The 20184-nt window shown below is 42.0% G+C and carries 8 protein-coding genes and 2 pseudogenes; 7 read left to right on the top strand and 3 right to left on the bottom strand.

What is annotated here, in order from left to right; translation table 11 throughout:
* Positions 1-951 carry a diacylglycerol kinase family lipid kinase gene (locus RWS24_RS07860; RefSeq protein WP_314366560.1) on the top strand — a complete coding sequence of 317 codons (951 nt, stop codon included), beginning with the start codon at positions 1-3 and terminating at the stop codon, positions 949-951.
* Between the two features lie 23 nt (positions 952-974).
* Positions 975-3272, top strand: a complete 2298-nt coding sequence (gene pulA, locus RWS24_RS07855) for a type I pullulanase (RefSeq protein ID WP_314366558.1) — start codon at positions 975-977, stop codon at positions 3270-3272.
* 55 nt (positions 3273-3327) lie between these two features.
* Here the strand turns inward: pulA and RWS24_RS07850 are convergent.
* A pseudogene (locus tag RWS24_RS07850) lies at positions 3328-4605 on the bottom strand (ISL3 family transposase).
* Between the two features lie 162 nt (positions 4606-4767).
* Positions 4768-6963 carry an LTA synthase family protein gene (locus RWS24_RS07845; RefSeq protein WP_002897278.1) on the bottom strand — a complete coding sequence of 732 codons (2196 nt, stop codon included), beginning with the start codon at positions 6961-6963 and terminating at the stop codon, positions 4768-4770.
* 101 nt (positions 6964-7064) lie between these two features.
* Between RWS24_RS07845 and RWS24_RS07840 the strand changes: the two genes are divergently transcribed.
* The 5 genes from RWS24_RS07840 to RWS24_RS07820 all read left to right on the top strand — a co-directional run bounded on the left by RWS24_RS07840 (position 7065) and on the right by RWS24_RS07820 (position 19031).
* Positions 7065-7211: a hypothetical protein gene (locus RWS24_RS07840; RefSeq protein ID WP_125336887.1), complete on the top strand. Its 147-nt coding sequence runs from the start codon at positions 7065-7067 to the stop codon at positions 7209-7211.
* A gap of 236 nt (positions 7212-7447) precedes the next feature.
* Positions 7448-8122, top strand: coding sequence for a Csa1 family protein (locus RWS24_RS07835; protein WP_125338606.1), 675 nt, complete (start codon positions 7448-7450; stop codon positions 8120-8122).
* Positions 8123-8131: 9 nt separating this feature from the next.
* Complete coding sequence (locus RWS24_RS07830; protein ID WP_314366553.1) at positions 8132-15715, top strand: calcium-binding protein; 7584 nt, start codon at positions 8132-8134, stop codon at positions 15713-15715.
* A 69-nt stretch (positions 15716-15784) separates the two neighbouring features.
* Complete coding sequence (locus tag RWS24_RS07825; protein WP_125338604.1) at positions 15785-17920, top strand: peptidase domain-containing ABC transporter; 2136 nt, start codon at positions 15785-15787, stop codon at positions 17918-17920.
* Positions 17883-19031, top strand: a complete 1149-nt coding sequence (locus tag RWS24_RS07820; RefSeq protein ID WP_185774647.1) for an HlyD family efflux transporter periplasmic adaptor subunit — start codon at positions 17883-17885, stop codon at positions 19029-19031. The genes RWS24_RS07825 and RWS24_RS07820 overlap by 38 nt, the downstream gene beginning before the upstream one ends.
* Positions 19032-19118: 87 nt before the next feature.
* Here the strand turns inward: RWS24_RS07820 and RWS24_RS07815 are convergent.
* A pseudogene (locus RWS24_RS07815) lies at positions 19119-20184 on the bottom strand (ISL3 family transposase); the annotation flags it as partial.

Genomic DNA, 20184 nt, shown 5'->3' with positions numbered 1-20184 from the left:
ATGAAGGATAAGATTAAACGAGCACGATTGATTTATAACCCGACTTCGGGACAGGAAATTATTAAGAAAAATATTGCGGAAGTTCTGGATGTTTTGGAGGATGTGGGTTATGAAACCAGCGCCTACCAAACCACTCCAGCGCCTCTTTCTGCTCAAAAAGAAGCTGAAAGGGCAGCAAAAGCAGGATTTGATTTGATTATTGCGGCAGGCGGCGACGGTACCATCAATGAGGTAGTTAATGGCGTGGCGAATCTGGATGAACGGCCTAAATTGGCCTTTATCCCAACTGGCACAACCAACGATTATGCGCGTGCTTTGAAGATTCCCATGGGAGATCCAGTAGCGGCAGCCCGAATTATCGAAAAGAACCAGACCATAAAGATGGATATTGGCCGGGCCTATGGCAACAAGTATTTTATCAATATTGCGGCAGCTGGAACCCTAACAGAGCTGACTTATAGCGTACCTAGCGAGGTCAAATCCCGCCTAGGCTACTTTGCTTATGTTGCAGAAGGAGCAAAAAAACTCCCTCGCTCTAAGTTCCGCAAGGTTCGTATCAAGCACGATCACGGTGTTTTTGAAGGGAAGATTTCGCTGATGTTTGCAGCTCTGACCAACTCTATCGGTGGTTTTGAAAAGCTAGCACCGGACACAAAATTAGATGACGGGAATTTTACCTTGATTTTAGTCAAGACAGCCAATCTCTTTGATATGCTGAGCCTGATGATGCAGGCTATCAATGGCGGTCAGCACGTTGGAGATGTCAATGTAGAATACCTCAAAACAAGCAAGCTGCAGCTGGAAATTTTAGACAAAAAAGGTCCATTTATGCTGAATTTGGATGGGGAATACGGCGGCGATACGCCTGTTGAACTGGAAGTGCTGCACGGACATTTGGAATTTTTTGCCAATATTGATGAAATCAGTCAGACAGCCCTTTCAATAGAATAATTTTAGATAAGAGATGAAAGAATATGCTAGACTATAAAGTCTTAGTCCATTACCATAATCCTACTGGAGATTATTTCTCCTATGATATGTGGCAGTGGCAAATAAACCAATGGGGGAAGGAAGCAGCCTTTTCCAAACTTGATTATTTTGGTATTCAGGGAGAATTATCATTTGAGACCTGGGAGCATTTGAATCACGCTCATGTGATTATCAAACGTTCAGACTGGTCTAGCCAGTCCTGTGACTATCATATTGATTTGTTGCCTCCTCATCTGGTGACGGAAATTTGGCTGATTGAGGGAGATGCTCAGGTTTATTATTCCCTGCAGGCTGCAACGACCAGTCACCAGTATTCACGCCGGCGGCCGCATAACTTTGATATGGCCCTGAGAACAGACTACTTTGATGAATGCTGGGGCTATCAAGGCTGGTTGGGACACCGTCAGACGGACGGTGCACATACTTTTAAAGTTTGGGCACCGACAGCTAGGAAGGTAGAGCTGGTAGTGTATGAATCGGCTGACAATCAAGCTCCTGTTTATAAAATCTTCCCAATGCAAAAAGGAGACCGATATTCTCACGACCATAAGGAAAATACCATCGGTGTCTGGTCAACTGAAATAGCAGAAGACTTGATCGGCAAAACCTATCACTATCATGTTAGCTTTGAATACCGTAATTTTTATACTCGAGATCCCTATACTATTGCGACCAGTCCAGATGGCAAGCGCTCAGCGATTCTAGGAGCGGATGAGACAGAAGTAGCTGGTTTTCAGGCTCGGCAGGGCAAAGAAGCTCTCTGGCGTTTGGACAATCCAAATCAGGCAGTGATTTATGAGATGCATATTCGGGATTTGACCAAGTCGGAGACTTCAGGCGTGGATAGTCAGCTGCGCGGGACCTTCTTGGGAGCCTGTCAAAAAGGAACTACCAATCATCTAGGGCAAAAGACTGGTTTTGACTATATCAGTGATCTAGGTGTTAATGTTGTCCAACTTCAGCCTGTCTCTGACCGTCACAAGGACTATGATGAAAATGGAGAGCTAATCTACAACTGGGGCTATGACCCACAGAACTATCATGCTCCGGAGACGAGCTTTTCCAGCAATCCAGCAGACCCAGCGCAGGCCATCCGTGATTTGAAAACGATGATTCAGGCCTACCATGATGCGGGGATTTCTGTGACACTGGATGTTGTTTACAATCACATCTACTCGACCTATGATTCTGCTTTTCAGGCTACGGTACCGGATTATTACTATCGGATGAATCCTAACGGCTCTTTCCAAAATGGAACTGGAGTGGGGAGTGAGACAGCCAGCGAGCACGAGATGTTCCGCAAGTTTATGATTGACTCTCTGCTGTACTGGGTAGAGGAGTTCAATGTAGATGGCTTCCGCTTCGACCTAATGGGAATTCATGATGTAAAAACGATGAATGCCATTCGTCAAGCTATGGATGAGGTGGATCCACGAATCCTGCTCTATGGAGAAGGCTGGGATATGGGAACGGGTCTGATGCCAGAAGACAAGGCCAAGAAAGACAATGCTTATCAGTTACCACGGATTGGATTTTTCAATGATACAGAGCGAGATGCGGTCAAGGGAGCCGAGGTTTACGGCGGCATCAAGGCTGGTTTTGTCAGTGGTCAGGCGACGGAGGATATCGTCGCTAAGTCTATCCTTGGCAGCAGTGAGCTAGGCAGCTATCTCAGTCCTGATCAAGTTCTTAACTACGTGGAGGCACACGATAATTTCAACCTGCATGACTTGCTGGCGGAGCTGCATCCCGATGATGATGTTCTGACTCGCACCAAGCGTATTGAGTTGGCAACTGCTATGAACCTGCTCATGCAAGGTATGGCTTTCATGGAGTTAGGACAGGAATTTTCCCGCACTAAGCTTGTAGCTACGGGGGAAGACGGCCAAGTCCTTCACAGCGATCGCGAAAGGGCTATGAACAGCTACAATGCACCAGATGCAGTCAATCAAGTGAATTGGGATATTTTGCAGGACCATCAAGAGAGTATTGATTTTATCAAGGACATCATTTGTCTCAAGACAAGCTGCAAAGCCTTTTCTTATCAGACCTATGAAGATATTTACAAGCATGTCTTTGTCCAATCAGCAGAGCAGGGCAGTGGCTTGATTATCTTTGAAATCAAGGATGACAAGCACTATCAAGTCATTTTTAATGCCAGCGGCCTGCCTTACTATCTGCCTAATGCAGATAAGCTGCGTCTCATAGTGGGCAATAGCCGTCATAAGAAGCCTTTCTATGTTGAAAATCTGACGGTTTCTGTTTTTGAAGTTATTCAATAAGTTATTAGCTACATGAAAAGCGGCTCTTTGTCAACTGTAGTGGGTTGATGAACAGTTATAATCTGGAGAGGACTAAATCAGTCCTCTCCTTTTTGATGTTCAAAGCGATGAGGATTCTAGTTTTAAAATTGTCAAAGTTCCGAAAGCCGAAAGCGTTTCGCTTGATGACTTTGATGAGGTTGTTAGTAGCTTCTAGTTTTGCGTTTGAGTAGGGCAGTTCCAGTGCGTTCAGGATCTTATCCTTGTTTTTCAAGAAGGTCTTAAAAACAGTTTGAAAAATAGGATTTACACACGAAATGGTATCTTCAATGAGTCCAAAGAAATGGTCAGCCTGTTTCTCTTGAAAATGAAAGAGTAAGAGTTGGTAGAGCTCATAATGTTCTCGTAGTTCTTGAGAGTAAGAGAGAATCTTTTCAAGAATCTCTTTATTGGTCAAATGCATGCGAAAAGTTGGACGATAAAAGCGTTTATCGCTGAGTTTACGGCTATCTTGTTGGAGCAGTTTCCAGTAGCGTTTGAGTGCCCTATATTTGTGCGATTTTTTATTCAACTGATTCATGATTTGGATGCGCAGGCGGTTCATAGCCCGACTGAGATGCTGTACAATGTGAAAGCGATCGAGGACGATTTTAGCGTTTGGGAATAGTTTTCTGGCAATATCGTAGTAGGGACTAAACATGTCCATTGTAATGATTTTCACGCTATTTCGGACCTGTCTGGAATAGCGCAGGAAGTGATTGCGAATCGTTGCTTGAGTCCGCCCATCTTAAGATAGCTATAATCTTTCTGGAATCGAAATCCTGTGCAATAAAGCTCATCTCTATCTGCCGATTGAAACAGTCACTTCCCTGACTGTTTCCACATCCCAGCTCATGTGTTCTGGAAGGCAGTTAAGGTCAGTCTTGAACTTGAATTCTTTCAATTTACGAATGACTGTGGAAGTAGAAACAGCTAATCTTTCAGCGATGGCCGTCATAGGGACTTTCTTGATTAGTTTTTGAGCGATTTTCTGGTTGAAGATGGTTGCGATTTGGTGATTCTTCTTGACTAAGGAAGTCTCTGCGACCGCCATTTTCCTACAGATTTTACAGCGGAAACGGCGCTTTCTCAATCGAATGAGAGTCTTGTAACCCGCACACTCTAAATAGGGAATTTTTGATTCTTTCTGGAAGTCATATTTAGCCATTTGTCCTTGGCAGTAAGGGCATTTAGGAGCAGGATAATCCAGCTTAGCGATGATTTCTTTATGAGTTCCAGCATCTAGAACATCCAAGATTATGATGTTAGGGTCTTTTATTCCCAGTAAGTTTGTGATAAAATTGAACTGTTCCATAAGAGTCTTTCTAATGATGGTTTTGTCGCTTTTCATTATAGGTCTTATGGGACTTTTTTTCTACAACAAATAGGCTCCATCATTCCTACAGTGGTTTTACCCACTACAGAAATTATAGAGCCTGAAAAGCCTTAAGTCCATTGGACTTAAGGCTTTTGCTATCTATGGATTGGCTGTGGAACTAGAGCTGGAAGAGCTTGAGTCTTCTTGACTGCTGTCTTCGTCGCTGCTGCTAGTTTGGAACTGCTCTGGATGCAGTGCTCTATAGCTTGGTGAGTTAAATAGGTCCACAGTGGAGACATTGCCCCGCTTGGAGTAAAGACTGGTTGATTGGTCGCCTTTTTCTTTTTCAATAGCCAACAAGGCTTTCATTGAATTAAGATAAGAGTAATCTTTAGGGTTGACCTTGCCTAAGTCATTTCCCTTGTAGAAGCGAATCAAGTCACCTGTTTGAATAGCATCACTCATCTTCAGCTGAGTATTGGCGGCATTGCGAATCTCATCCAGTTCTTTCTTGATGGTTTCGTCTGGATTGGTAATTTCCTCACCGGTCTGGGTGTAGTAGGTTCGTCCGTTGAAGCTAGTGTATTTTGGAGTGACAAAGTTATTGCTGGAGCGGAAAGCTGTGATTTGCTGGTGCTGAGATGACAGTAGGTCTTGTCCAACTTGAAGGTAGTTCTTAGAGTCAATGCCCAGCAAATGCTCCAATGTTGGCAGCATATCCACTTGACCGCCGTAGGTATCAATTATCTTTCCTTTGTCCATGCCAGGCACCACTACCATGTAAGGCACGCGCTGCATCATGGCATTGTCATAATTAGACCAAGTCTCAGAGGTCTTTCCTACAAGAGGGGCCAAGTTAGGATTGCGGGTTTGGGAAATTCCAAAATGGTCTCCATAGAGAACGATAATAGAGTTGTCATAGAGGCCGGATTCTTTGAGATAGTCAAATAAGGCCTTGACAGAAGAATCTAGATAGTTGGCAGTAGCAAAGTAGCCGTTGATGGTTTCATCCTTGGTCTTAGCCAGCGGGAAGCCAATCTCGTCACCAATCAAGCTAGTTGTGTAAGGATAGTGATTGGAAACCGTGATATACTTAGCGTAGAAAGGTTGCTGCAAGTGTTCCAGGTATTTGATGGAATCTTTCAGCATAATTTTGTCATTTAAGCCGTACTGGAAAGAGTTGGTGTCGTCCTGCTTGGTAAAGTAAGACGCATCGAAGAAATAGTTATAACCCCATTGCTTGTAAGCTGTATTGCGGTTCCAGAAGCTTCCAGTATTTCCATGGAAAACAGCAGAAGTGTAGCCGCCGTTTTTGGAAAGAATAAAAGGTGCAGCTTGCTGGGTATTGGTACCACCGTAGTTGACCATGAAGGACCCTTGATTGAGACCGAAGAGCCCAGTTTCAATCATGGTTTCAGCATCAGAAGTCTTACCAGCCTTGACCTGGTTGAAGACATTAGAGAAAGCCAGAGTCGAATTGGAGTGGTAGAGGGAATTAAGGAAAGGTGTCACCTCGTACTCTTTCCCATCTGCCTGCAGCTTATAGTCAATCAGGAACTGCTGGAAGCTTTCCAGATGGACATAGATAACATTGCGGCCTTTAGCAATCCCGTAATATTCTGGATTAGGCTCCGCATAGTGGGATTGAATATATTCTGTTACTGGTTCCAAGTCTTTTTCAGAAGCTTTGGAGCGCTCACGATTGGCGGTATATGTCTGGTTAGCACTGTAACCTAGAAAGGCTGGCAAGCCCAGAGCCCGAACGACATAATAGTTGGAAAATCCACGTGACAAGAGCTCAGGCCGGTCAATTTCAGCCAAGAATAAGTTGGCAGAGAACAGCATGGCAGACAGGGAGGTCACAGCAAAGCTGGCGCGTTTATTGAAAGGCCGGTCATCCATTCGGATGTATTTCTTAAAGAATAAGAAAGCCAAAATCGGGAAATCAATCAGATAAAGAATATCCCAAGGGCGGAAGAGCTCAAGTGCTGCTTCCCCAAGTCCAGCTGAAACGCTGCTAGAAGCTAGCATAGTATTGACTGTAACAAAGTCACTGAACTCGCGGTAGTAAATGGAGTTAGATACCAGCCAAGCAAAGAGGAGCAGATAGATTCCGAAGGCTAGGCTGTAGAATAATTTGGTTCGTTTTACATAAAGTGCCAGTCCCAGCAGCAAAAGGCTGATAGGGAAAGGGTTGATAATAGCTAAAAATACTTGATAAGCACCTTGAATATCAAGGTTAAAATCAATCGTATAGGCCCACATGGTTTTTATCCAATAGAGGACCAGTAAAATCAAGACAAAACCTAGTCTCGTACTCATGAAATTGAGTAAATTCTTGGTTATTTTTTTCACAAAAAGTTACTTCCTTGTCTTATTTCCTAAAAATTTTCTCCTCTAAGTATAACATAAAAAGACGGCGCAAGGAAAAATTGACCTCTTTTTGACTGAGGAAAATGTTTGAAGCAGTTAAATATTTAAGGTTTTTGATGGAGAAAGCTTTCTTAGAATTATTGTGTGAAGATCATTTTGCCGCAGACATTAGTGGAATAGCATCAAATATCGTTGGCCAGAAACTTGAAAAACAGCGGGAAAATATCTAAAAATCACTCAAAAAATATTTACAAAAAACATAGAAAAGGATATAATTAAGACAAATTAATATATCAAAAGACATTGGTGCAGAGTTTTATTACTAGTTATTGGTATAGTATAAATGGTTTGTGTCTATTTAAAGGGGAGATGATGATGAAGAAGGCTATGAAAATCACGCTCATTCCAGCATATTTAGCAGATGATGGGTGAAAGCGTTGGAGAACAAATGGAAAGGAGGAAAAAGATGAAAAAACTATGTGCATTAGCAATCCTATTGCTTGCAGGAACTATATTAGCGGGGTGTTCCATCATGAAAAACGCGAAAAGACAGGAATTTGAAGAGCGATTCTCAAGAATCTCAGAGGTTTATCCGACAGCCAAGGCGGAGGATTTGTTTAAGAAGTTTCCCAAGGGGTTCAGGATTGTATATATAAGACAAGAGCTGACTAACAATAAAACATTTTTTCACGAGTTTAAACTGAGAGGTGATCATAATACCAAACAAATTATCGGAGATTATACGAAAGTAAGAATTCAACCATATAATGATGAAATAATAATGACTTCAACTGTGACTTATAGTGATAAGAATGGATTCCAAACTACAGATGGTCAAGTTCTGGATTCTAGTTTAGAGAATGTTAGATTTCTTTTTACTCAACTGCCTATTGATTATCAGTATTTGAAGTCTCTAGATTTAGACGCTATTACGGAAAGTCCGGTCACAGGTGATTACAGCATCCGCTATGAGATTACGAATGAAAACATCAACAGCTACATTGGTTTGCCCAAAGGAAACAAGACATTATTAGAATTTCGGGGATATCCAAAATATGACAAACAAGATAAATATTTTTTAACATTATCGGTAGAATGGTCAGAAAAATATTATTTTAGCGAAACAGTTATAGAAGAATAGGAGTTAATAATGGGAAAAGAGTATACAAGTTACATCATGAATGCTGTCTATTCAGTAGAAGATACTTGGCGATTGAATAAACTTTATGAGAAAAATATGGCGAAAGGAAAAATTGATAGAGATATTAAGAAAGCACTGAGTAAAAATGTAAATACCCCTATTCCCACAGGCCTAGAATACCTCTATAGTCGCCATGATCCTAAGACTGGCATGACCGGTGTTGCCTTTCTGGATACCAAGAAAAATGAAGTTATTGTTGGTTATGCCGGGACCAATAATTCTACCGATGGAATTAACGATTGGCTGACAGATCTCATAGATATTGGCTTGGGGCAGGGCGGCCACTATCAGTCTGCTTTTGATTTTTACAGGGAAGCGCAGCAAATTGCAGCGACAAAAGGGGCTAAGATTACGACCTTGACAGGCCACTCACTAGGAGGCAATTACGCACAGCGAGTGGCACTGGAGTTTAATACCCCTAAGACAATAATCTATAATTCAGCACCACTTTACCTTTTAATTTCTATTCCCATATTTGCAACTTTGTTTAAGAAATCCCCCCAGAAAGCGGCCGAGTTATTTATCAAATACATGCAGACGGTGCTGACCATTGAAAACCGCAGAAAAGGCTTTACCGGCGAAGTCATCCGATTCCGCTCGACAGATGATATCTTAAATATGGTCTCAAATCTTGGTGGTGGCTTTTACTTAGGATTCGAATACGAATTTTCAAATACAGGATGGCACTTGCAGGGTGATTTCTTAGAAGATAGAGCCCAAAAACATATCAGAGATGTTTTAGATGCATTCGAAAAGGGTGAATATTATCCATCTAATAACAATGTGTTTTTAGGTCTTAGAGCTGTCGAAAACTACTTAATTGTAAAACCTCTAAAAGATATATCAGATGACTTATCTCCTGAACTTAAGGAGTCTTTGAGATTTGTTCTTCCGCTTCTTGGCGTAGGAAGCCAAGGAATAATTAACCGGATCTTAAGCAAGGATTTAGAAGGGACTGTGTTTAATGATGCTATTGACGGTCAAGAAGGTGATGATACTATCTATGGGAGAGCAGGCTCTGATCGATTAAGTGGTGGAGCTGGAAATGATACAATTCATGGAGGGAACGATGATGATTGGATTTATGGAGATGAGGGTGAAGATGCCTTATATGGTGAAGATGGCTTAGATCATATTTATGGTGGTTCTGGCAATGATAGATTGTATGGAGGTGCTGGTTTAGACACCTATTATTTTGATGTGGGTGATGGACATGATACTGTTGATGACTCGGATGGTTGGAGTCTTCTTTCGTTTGGTTCAGGAATTAACATGAACAATATCAGTGCTTTTATCCAAAAATCTGGAGAAGCTGCTCTCAGAATTATCAATAAACAACAATCTATAACCTTGAAAGGTTTCGCCAAACATTTTAATAAACGTAAATTTGTAATAAGATTTGCGGATGGCTCTATCGTTGGTATGTTAAGTAAGTATAGTCCTTTCCGCCGATTAGAAGGTAGTGATGAGGGAGATGAAATTTCAGCAATTTTGGAAAATAGCATTATCTATGGACTGAGTGGGAATGATGAAATCTTCGGCAGCAAGGGAGACGATGTTCTAGATGGTGGTGACGGGAACGATTCACTATATGGACTTGAAGGAAATGATGTTCTCATTGGTAATTATGGTAATGATTTTCTTGTTGGTGGTGCTGGCAATGATACTTACTTTTTCACAATTGGAATGGGACATGATAGAATTTATGATAGTGAGGGGCAAAATAATATTGAAATAGGTGCTATTCCTATTTTGAAATTTTATACTTATACTGGAAAAAATAACAGAGTAGAGCTCAGAATGATTGGCAATAGTCAGGATGCATTGAATATTGAGAGTGTTGATTATGGGAATACTTTTAATTTTGTTCTGGAAAACAGAACTAAAATTGGAGGTTCTCATGCTGATAGCCCTTTCAGACGTATTATTGGAACGGATGAAAACGACGTTCTCAGGCCAGTAATAAATTCCGCTAGTAAACTGTACGGCTGGGGAGGCAATGATACGATATCTGGGACACTAGAAAACGATGAGTTATATGGTGGAGAAGGAGACGATTCACTAAGTGGTGAAATTGGTGATGATCGTCTGGAAGGAAATTCAGGTAATGATTATTTGGTAGGTGGCTTAGGTAACGATTATTTATATGGTGGTGACGGGAATGATACTCTAAGAGGTAACGAAGGTGAAGACATCCTTGACGGTGAAACAGGCAATGATATGCTTGAAGGAGGGAAAGGAGATGACACCTATATATTTGGTCGTGGCTATGGTCAGGATGCTATAGTTGATGGCTATGGTTTGCATACGATTAAGTTTCTGGAAGGAATCACTTCTGATGACCTCTATACCCAGTTTGGTGATGATAGTAATCTGAATGATGCCGGTCATATCATCCTTCGTCTGAAGGATAGCGATGAGCAACTGACTATCAAAAATTTCAGAAATGTCTTTTCGTGGTGGGATGGCAGCACAACGATGCACGAGTCTCATCGTAATGTGCAGTTGGTCTTCGCAGATGGGACTACTATGTCTATCAGAGATAAGGAGAGTCCGATTTGGCGCATGAAAGGCGGCGATGGAGATGATAGATTTTATAATCCATTTGAGCAAGAGGATTTTGCTGTTCATGAGATGATTCTCGAAGGAAATGGCGGAAATGATACCTTGCTAGGTCAGGAGAAAAACGACCATCTTTATGGAGGAGCTGGCAATGATGAACTAAGAGGCCGTGCCGGCGATGATTATCTGGATGGTGGAATCGGAGATGATGTCCTCAAAGGTGGCGAAGGCGATGATACTTATATCTTTGGCCGTGGCTATGGCCATGATACAATTGAGGAAGTATCCGGTCTGTCAACGATTCAATTTAAAGACGACATTAGTCCAGATGATATTTATACAGTATATGGTAAACAGGGAGATATAACACTTTATTTTCGGAGTAATACAAATGACACATTGACTCTCAAATATTTTGCGAACTATTATTCATCGTGGGATGGCAGTACCACAATTAATAATTCACGTCGCAATGTTCAGTTAGTTTTCTCAGACGGGACGACGATGCCTATAGGCGATAAGAATAGTCCAGTTTGGCGTATTTCAGGAACAGATGGGAATGATAGTTTACGCCCGCTATTTTCTGAAAATGACAAGATTGTCCATGAGCTAACCTTGCAAGGACTAGATGGGAATGATTCCCTCAGTGGAGATGATATGAATGACCGGCTTTACGGTGGCAATGGTGATGATAATCTCTATGGTAATGGTGGTGATGATTTACTTGATGGTGGATTAGGGAATGATTGGCTATATGGTGGCGAAGGCGATGATACCTATACCTTTGGTCGTGGTTATGGGCAGGATCATATTTCTGATACAAAAGGGATTAACATCATCCAACTCGCTGAAGGTGTTGCAGCAAAGGATTTATATGTTCAAAAAGGATCTGCTACGAGTTTAGTATTGGGCATTATTGGTACTGAGGATAAGCTTATCTTTGATAGATTTTTGGATAGTTATTCAGACTTGTTTGGGGAACGGTTTAGTAATTCAGAATATAGAAAGGTGATGCTTAAGTTTTCGGATGGGACCATGATGCAGTTAGCAGATAAGGAGAGTCCATTTAGAAAAATATTAGGAACAGACGGAGACGACACTATCTATGCTTTTGTTGATAATACTGTGATTGAGGGTAGCACTGGTAATGACCGGATCTATGGATCTGGAGGTTCTGATAAACTTTATGGACAGGACGGCAATGACCGCATAGATGGTGAGGCAGGAGCGGATTACCTTGATGGTGGCGCCGGTAATGATAGTTTATCTGGCGATGCAGGAGATGATGTTCTAATAGGTGGCGAAGGTAACGATAGCTTGGCCGGTAATTCTGGCAATGATATATTGACGGGTGGACTTGGTAACGATAAATTAGATGGCGGCTCAGGCGATGATACCTATATAATCGGTCTAGGTCATGGGCAGGATACAATTTATGATACGGATGGATTAAATAGAATTAAATTTATTGATAGTATTCGCCCCGACGACCTTCAAATTTTTGCCAGTGGAGAACACGATATAGTTATTAAAAATAAGAATACAGATGATCAAATCAATATTTCTTATTTCCGTTACCGGGAAAATTATCGTAACTTCACTCTGGAGTTTGATGATGGAACAATCTTGAACAAGGAATCAGAGAACAATCCACTGCGATCCATCCAAGGAACAGATCAGAGAGATGTTATCCACGCATATATGAATAACATGACCATGAGAGGAGGCTCAGGCGATGATGCTCTATCAGGTTCATCAGGTACCGACAAGATCTATGGCGATGAAGGAAATGATGACTTAAATGGAAATGGAGGATACGATCTGCTCTTTGGTGGAGCAGGTGATGACCGCTTAACAGGCGATTATGGAAATGATACACTGGACGGTGGTTTGGGTAACGACCGTTTGGACGGTGGTTATGGCGATGATACCTACATCTTTGGGGTTGGCTATGGTAAAGAAACCATCTACGACTATAGCGGTCAGAACAAGATTAAGTTCTTAGAAGGCATTCGTCCATCGGACTTAACGGTTTATGCGAGCGGGCAGTATGATATTGTTATCAAGGTTAAAGATGGGGAAGATCAAATCACTATTTCTTCTTTTAGAAACCATAATGATTATAGAAACTTTTCGCTTGAGTTCGCAGATGGTACTATTTTGGATAAAACTTCAGCATTAAATTCTCTGAAAGCTATTCAAGGTACATCTAGTAATGATTCTATTTCTGCTTACTTCACTGATATGACTATTAAGGGAGAGGCTGGTGATGATAATCTCTATGGTTCCTTAGGTGCTGATACATTATACGGTGGAACTGGCAACGATTCTTTAAATGGTGACAATGGACATGATTTCCTAGATGGTGGAGCAGGTGATGACCGCTTAACAGGCGATTATGGTAATGATACATTGGACGGTGGAGCCGGCAACGACCGTTTGGAGGGAGGTTATGGCAACGATACCTATATCTTTGGTCTGGGTTATGGCCAAGAAACCATCTACGACTATGATGGTCAGAATAGGATTAAGTTCTTAGAAGGCATTCGTCCATCGGACTTAACGGTTTATGTGAGCGGGCAGTATGATATTGTTATCAAGGTTAAAGATGGGGAAGATCAAATCACTATTTCTTCTTTTAGAAACCATAATGATTATAGAAACTTTTCGCTTGAGTTCGCAGATGGTACTATTTTGGATAAAACTTCAGCATTAAATTCTCTGAAAGCTATTCAAGGTACATCTAGTAATGATTCTATTTCTGCTTACTTCACTGATATGACTATTAAGGGAGAGGCTGGTGATGATAATCTCTATGGTTCCTTAGGTGCTGATACATTATACGGTGGAACTGGCAACGATTCTTTAAATGGTGACAATGGACATGATTTCCTAGATGGTGGAGCAGGTGATGACCGCTTAACAGGCGATTATGGTAATGATACATTGGACGGTGGAGCCGGCAACGACCGTTTGGAGGGAGGTTATGGCAACGATACCTATATCTTTGGTCTGGGTTATGGCCAAGAAACCATCTACGACTATGATGGTCAGAATAGGATTAAGTTCTTAGAAGGTATTCGCCCATCAGACTTAACAGTTTATGCGAACGGGCAGTATGATATTGTTATCAAGGTTAAAGATGGAGAAGACCAAATCACTATTTCTTCTTTCAGAAACCATAATGATTATAGAAACTTCTCGCTTGAGTTTGCGGATGGTACTATTTTTGAAAAAGACAATGCATTAACTCCGCTTAAGACCTTTGAAGGAACAGATAAGAGTGAAACATTGTCAGCATATTTCACAGATATGACCATCAAAAGTGGCGCAGGCGCAGATACAGTTTATGGTTCCTCTGGTTCAGATAATCTATATGGCCAGGAGGGTAATGATACTCTAAAAGGTAACGATGGTAATGACATTCTGGATGGTGGTCTAGGCGATGATAAGCTAGAAGGCAGCTCAGGAGACGACACCTATATCTTCGGTCTTGGTTATGGAAAAGATATCATTGATGATGGTTCGGGTCTAAATAAAATTAGATTTACGGATGGTATTCGCCCAAGCGATTTGCAGGTTTACCGAAGTGGAGAGTCAAGCATTGCAATCAAGCACAAGAACACGGAAGATCAGCTGACCGTCTACTATTTCCGCTCCAATGACCGTTATCGTAACTTCACTCTCGAATTTGATGATGGCACTGTTATGGAGAAGGATTCCGAAGCAAGTCTGTTTAAGAATATTCAGGGAGAATCCGGTAATGAAACTATTTCTGCTTACTTCAAAGACATGACTATCAAGGGTGGTGCCGGAAATGATACCCTCAATGGTTCATCCGGTACAGATCAACTTTTTGGTGAAGCAGACAATGATACTCTCAACGGCAATGATGGCAATGATCTTCTGGACGGTGGTATCGGCGATGATAAGCTAGAAGGTGGCTCAGGAGACGACACCTATATCTTCGGTCTTGGTTATGGAAAAGATATCATTGATGATGGTTCGGGTCTAAATAAAATTAGATTTACGGATGGTATTCGCCCAAGCGATTTGCAGGTTTACCGAAGTGGAGAGTCAAGCATTGCAATCAAGCACAAGAACACGGAAGATCAGCTGACCGTCTACTATTTCCGCTCCAATGACCGTTATCGTAACTTCACTCTCGAATTTGATGATGGCACTGTTATGGAGAAGGATTCCGAAGCAAGTCTGTTTAAGAATATTCAGGGAGAATCCGGTAATGAAACTATTTCTGCTTACTTCAAAGACATGACTATCAAGGGTGGTGCCGGAAATGATACCCTCAATGGTTCATCCGGTACAGATCAACTTTTTGGTGAAGCAGACAATGATACTCTCAACGGCAATGATGGCAATGATCTTCTGGACGGTGGTATCGGCGATGATAAGCTAGAAGGTGGCTCAGGCAACGACACCTATATCTTTGGTTTAGGCTATGGGCAAGATACGATTTCCGATAATTCCGGTCAAAATGTGGTCCGTTTCTTGGAAGGTATTACACCGGAAAGTCTGACAGTGGCTAAAAGTGGCAGTTGGGATTTGTCTCTAAGTCAGGGTGAGGATCAGTTGACTTTGAATAATTATCGTTATAATCAGTCTTACCGAAATATTCAATTAGAATTTTCCGATAAACGGACAGCTACCATCAATGAACAGGCCTTAACTCTTGAAGTTAACGAAGCGCCACTTCTTGCGCCGGCTGTCACGACAAGTGTTCAAGCACAGACTTTATCTGCTCTGGTAAGCAATTCTGATGCTCCGATTGATGCCGCAAGCAGTGCGAATCTGTTGGCTCAAGCGAGTGCAGCAGAAGTGCAGGCAGCGACTCAAGCTCAGCTGTTGGTACAGGAAGTGTCCGCTCTGCCAAGTGAAGGTGCAGTCTCAGCTGCTAATCCAGCAGTCACTACAAGTACCAATCTCTTTACAGAGCAGCTAACCCTACAATAAAAGAATTTAGGGGCATACTTTGCTCCCTAGTTTCTAAGAAAGAAAATAAGAGAGGATTAAGAAAAAGAAATGGATTACGAACATCTATCCACTCAATCGGCAATGGCATGTTTTTTGATTATGTCTCAATTTTTAGGAGTGCAGGCCAACGAGGAAGATTTAAAGCAAATAGCAGCTAACAGCTCCTTTGATGAGACGGTTCCTTTTTTGCTAGAGGCTGCCAAGCACTACCAGCTAAAGGGAAAATATGTTGTTTTAGTCATGAAAGACTTGGTTAAGAAAGCGGGAAGTTTGGTTCCTTTTATGGCTCAGGACAGGGAAGGATCCTACTTTATCATTGCAAAATTACAGGAGGGAGAAGCTATAGTCCTCTTTCCGAGAGAGCCTAGCCCACAAGTGCTGTCGCTGGAAAATCTACAGGAAAAGTGGGATGGCTCGGCTATTCTCCTGACTAAAAAAGGAGCCTTGAGAGCAAACGATGCCCTCTTTAGCTTTAAATGGTTTATTCCGACCGTCTTGCGCTTTAAGACAGCCTTTATCCAAGTGCTGCTGGGGATTTTTGTGATTCAGATTTTAGGAATTGCAACTCCCATCATGGTTCAGGTCATTATTGACAAGGTTTTGTCCCATCATAGCTTGTCCACCCTGACGGTCATTGCCATTGGGATTGGCCTAGTCTATATTTTTGAACTGATTCTGTCCTCGGCTAAGAACTATTTATTTACCCATACGACCAACCGTATTGATGTGCTGTTAAATGCCCGATTGTTTAAGCATTTGTTTGCTCTGCCCTTACGTTATTTTGAGTCCAGAAGGGCTGGGGAGACAGTTGCTCGGGTCCAGGAGCTGCAGCATATTCGGCAATTCCTGACAGGAACGCCCTTGTCTTCTCTGATTGATGCCTTTTTCATCCTAGTCTATGTGGCGGTTCTCTTTTTCTACAGCGTTCCTCTGACTTGGCTGGTCTTGTCTTCTATTCCCTGCTTTGCTCTTTTGTCGGCTATTGCGACTCCTCTATTTAAAAAGAGTTTGGATGAGCAATTTCAAGCCGGTGCAGAGACCAGTTCCTTTTTGGTTGAGTCCATTCAGGGAGTGCAGACGGTCAAGTCCTTTGCTTTGGAGTCAAAGTTTGAGAAGAAGTGGGGAGACTTGCAGGCAAATTATGTCAAGGCCAATTACCGAACGGCCATGATTGCCTCAAATTCGGGAGCTGTCGGACAGTTTATTCAGAAAATTTTTGATCTGCTGATTCTGGTCTTTGGTGCCTTGGCGGTGATTGATGGTCGCTTTACCATCGGTCAGTTGGTGGCTTTTCGCATGTTGTCCAGTCATATCAGCGGGCCGGTTCTTCGTTTGGTCCAGCTCTGGCAGGAATACCAGCAGGCTTCCTTGTCTGTGACTCGGATTGGTGATATCTTTAATTCTCCGGCTGAATTGCGTCCCAATGGCTTGGCTGAATTGCCTACCTTGGAAGGAAAGATTGTTTTTGATCATGTTCGTTTCCGTTATCGCGCGTATGCTTCGGATGTTATTAAGGATATGAGTTTCACCATTCCGGCGGGCAGTATTATTGGTGTAGTCGGTCGGAGCGGTTCGGGGAAAAGCACCCTCTCCAAGCTCATTCAGCGACTCTATATCCCAGAGGCTGGGAAAATCTCTATTGACGGTTTGGACCTGTCTTTGGTCAATCCAGAGCAGCTGAGACGGCAGATTGGCATTGTTTTGCAGGAAAACTTTATGTTTAACGGTACGGTGCGGGAAAATATTTCTATCCATCTACCTCTGGCGACTATGGATGAAGTAGTCGCTGCGGCCAAGACAGCAGGAGCGCATGACTTTATTCTTTCTCTTCCTCAAGGATATGATACCGTTATTGGCGAGAAAGGCCTAGGTTTGTCTGGGGGGCAGAAACAACGTGTTGCCATTGCTCGCGCTATTTTAGGTAATCCTAAAATTTTGATTTTTGATGAAGCGACCTCAGCTTTGGACTATGAGTCAGAACGAATTATCCAAAATAATCTAAAGACTATTTGTCAAGGACGTACGGTTCTTATTATTGCCCATCGGCTTTCTACCTTGTCAGAAGCAGAAAAGATTTTGGTGATTGATGAGGGAAATGTCGTGGCCTTTGACAGTCACGAACGGCTTCTCGAGGAAGATGGCCTCTATGCCCATCTCTATCGTCAGCATGAAAGGGGAGAATAAGGTGAATACAGAAAAGAAAAAACCTTTGACGGATTATTTACGCAAATACCGCCAGCAAAAAGATCGAACGCTAAAGTATGACTTTATGCCGTCTCTATTAGAAATTGTAGAACGGCCAGCCCATATCGCTGGAAAATGGATTATCATTTTTATCAGTTTTTTATTGGTCATCGTCTTACTCTGGGCCTCTTTTTCAAAAATTGATGTTGTGCTTGTAGGAACAGGAGAGGTGGTGCCTGAGAGCCGGGTGCAGCCAGTCGCAAGCCTGACAAATGGTCAGATCAAGTCTATGAAAGTCAAGGAAGGCGATCTAGTTGATAAGGGAGCGACTATCATAGAGCTAGATGATACAGTGACCAAGCAGAATGTTCAGCAGCTTAAAACTAGCTTGACTGAAATCAATGCTCAGATAGCAGTTGTTCAGCAATATCAGGCGGATAAACAATCTTCTATTCAGGTATCAGATTATGATGTTTCAGCACAGAATGCTGTGCTGAGCTTGATATCTGAAAACAATCTTTACCGTCAGCAGCTTTCTCAATCCGATGCGAATCTAATCACTGCCCAGTATGATACCGGCCTTGCACAAAAAATGGCTGCTTTAACGGAGAATAAACGTAAGACCGAGACAGAATTGATTCAGCAGCAGTATATTTTAGAGCATCTAACGATTAAGGCACCTTCGACTGGTCAGATTGCAAATTTAATCGTCAGTCATATTGGACAGACAGTTAGTGCAGAAAATCCTGTAGCAACGCTTGTTCCTAGTGATTCAGAACTGATATTTGAAGCTCAGGTATCTGATAAGGATAGAGCAGATATTCAAAAAGGTATGAAGGCTGTTGTTAAATTACAGGCCTATCCTTATTCAGACTATGGAACCATTCTTGCTAAAGTGACTTATATCAGCCCGACCGCTTTTCAAGTTAAAGGAAAAGGGATGGTATATATAGTCCGAGTTGCGATTGACAAGAAGCATTTGCACAAAGGAATTGACTTAGTTTCAGGTCTATCAGGAATACTTGAAATAAAAACAGATAATCGAAGTATCTTAGATTACTTTCTTGACCCTATTCGAGATGGTTTGAATGACAGTCTGAAGGAGAAATAATTTCAGATACTATTTGGAATATTTCTGAATGAATGAACAACTTCTCAGAAATCGACTCTTTGTCAACTGTAGTGGGTTGATGAAAAGTTATAACCTGGAGAGTACCAAATTGGTTCTCTCCTTTTTGATGTTCAAAGCAATGAGGATTCTAGTTTTGAAGTTTTCAAAGTTCCGGAAGCCAAAAGCATTTCGCTTGATGACTTTGATGAGGTTGTTAGTAGCTTCTAGTTTTGCGTTTGAGTAGGGCAGTTCCAGTGCGTTCAGGATCTTATCCTTGTTTTTCAAGAAGGTCTTAAAAACAGTTTGAAAAATAGGATTTACATAAGAAATGGTATCTTCAATGAGTCCAAAGAAATGCTCAGTTTTTTTCTCTTGAAAATGAAAAAGCAGGAGTTGGTAGAGTTTATAGTGTTCTCGGAGTTCTTGAGAGCAAGAGAGAAGTTTTTCTAGAATCTCTCCGCTGGTCAAGTGCATGCGAAAAGTTGGATGATAAAAACGTTTATGGCTGAGTTTACGGCTATCCTGCTGAATGAGTTTCCAGTAGCGCTTGAGTGCCCTATATTTGTGCGATTTTTTATCCAACTGATTCATGATTTGGATGCGGAGGCGGTTCATAGCCCGGCTGAGATGTTGTACAATGTGAAAACGATCGAGAACGATTTTAGCGTTTGGGAATAGTTTTCTGGCAATATCGTAGTAGGGACTAAATATGTCCATGGTAATGACTTTGACTTGGTTTCGGACCTTTCTGGAATAGCGCAGAAAGTGATTGCGAATCGTTGCTTGAGTCCGTCCGTCTAAGATAGCTATAATCCTTCTTAAATCAAAATCCTGTGCAATGAAGCTCATCTCTATCTGCCGATTGAAACAGTCACTTCCCTGACTGTTTCCACATCCCAGCTCATGTGTTCTGGAAGGTAGTTGAGGTCAGTCTTGAACTTGAATTCTTTCAATTTACGAATGACGGTGGAAGTAGAGACATCTAAGCTTTCAGCGATGGCCGTCATAGGGACTTTCTCGATTAGTTTTTGAGCGATTTTCTGCTTGACGATGGTTGCGATTTGGTGATTCTTCTTGACTAAGGAAGTCTCTACGACCGCCATTTGTCCTTGGCAGTAAGGGCATTTAGGAGCAGGATAATCCAGCTTAGCGA

It is taken from the genome of uncultured Streptococcus sp. (assembly GCF_963528215.1).
GTDB lineage: Bacteria > Bacillota > Bacilli > Lactobacillales > Streptococcaceae > Streptococcus.
This window is presented reverse-complemented; position numbering and strand designations above follow the sequence as displayed.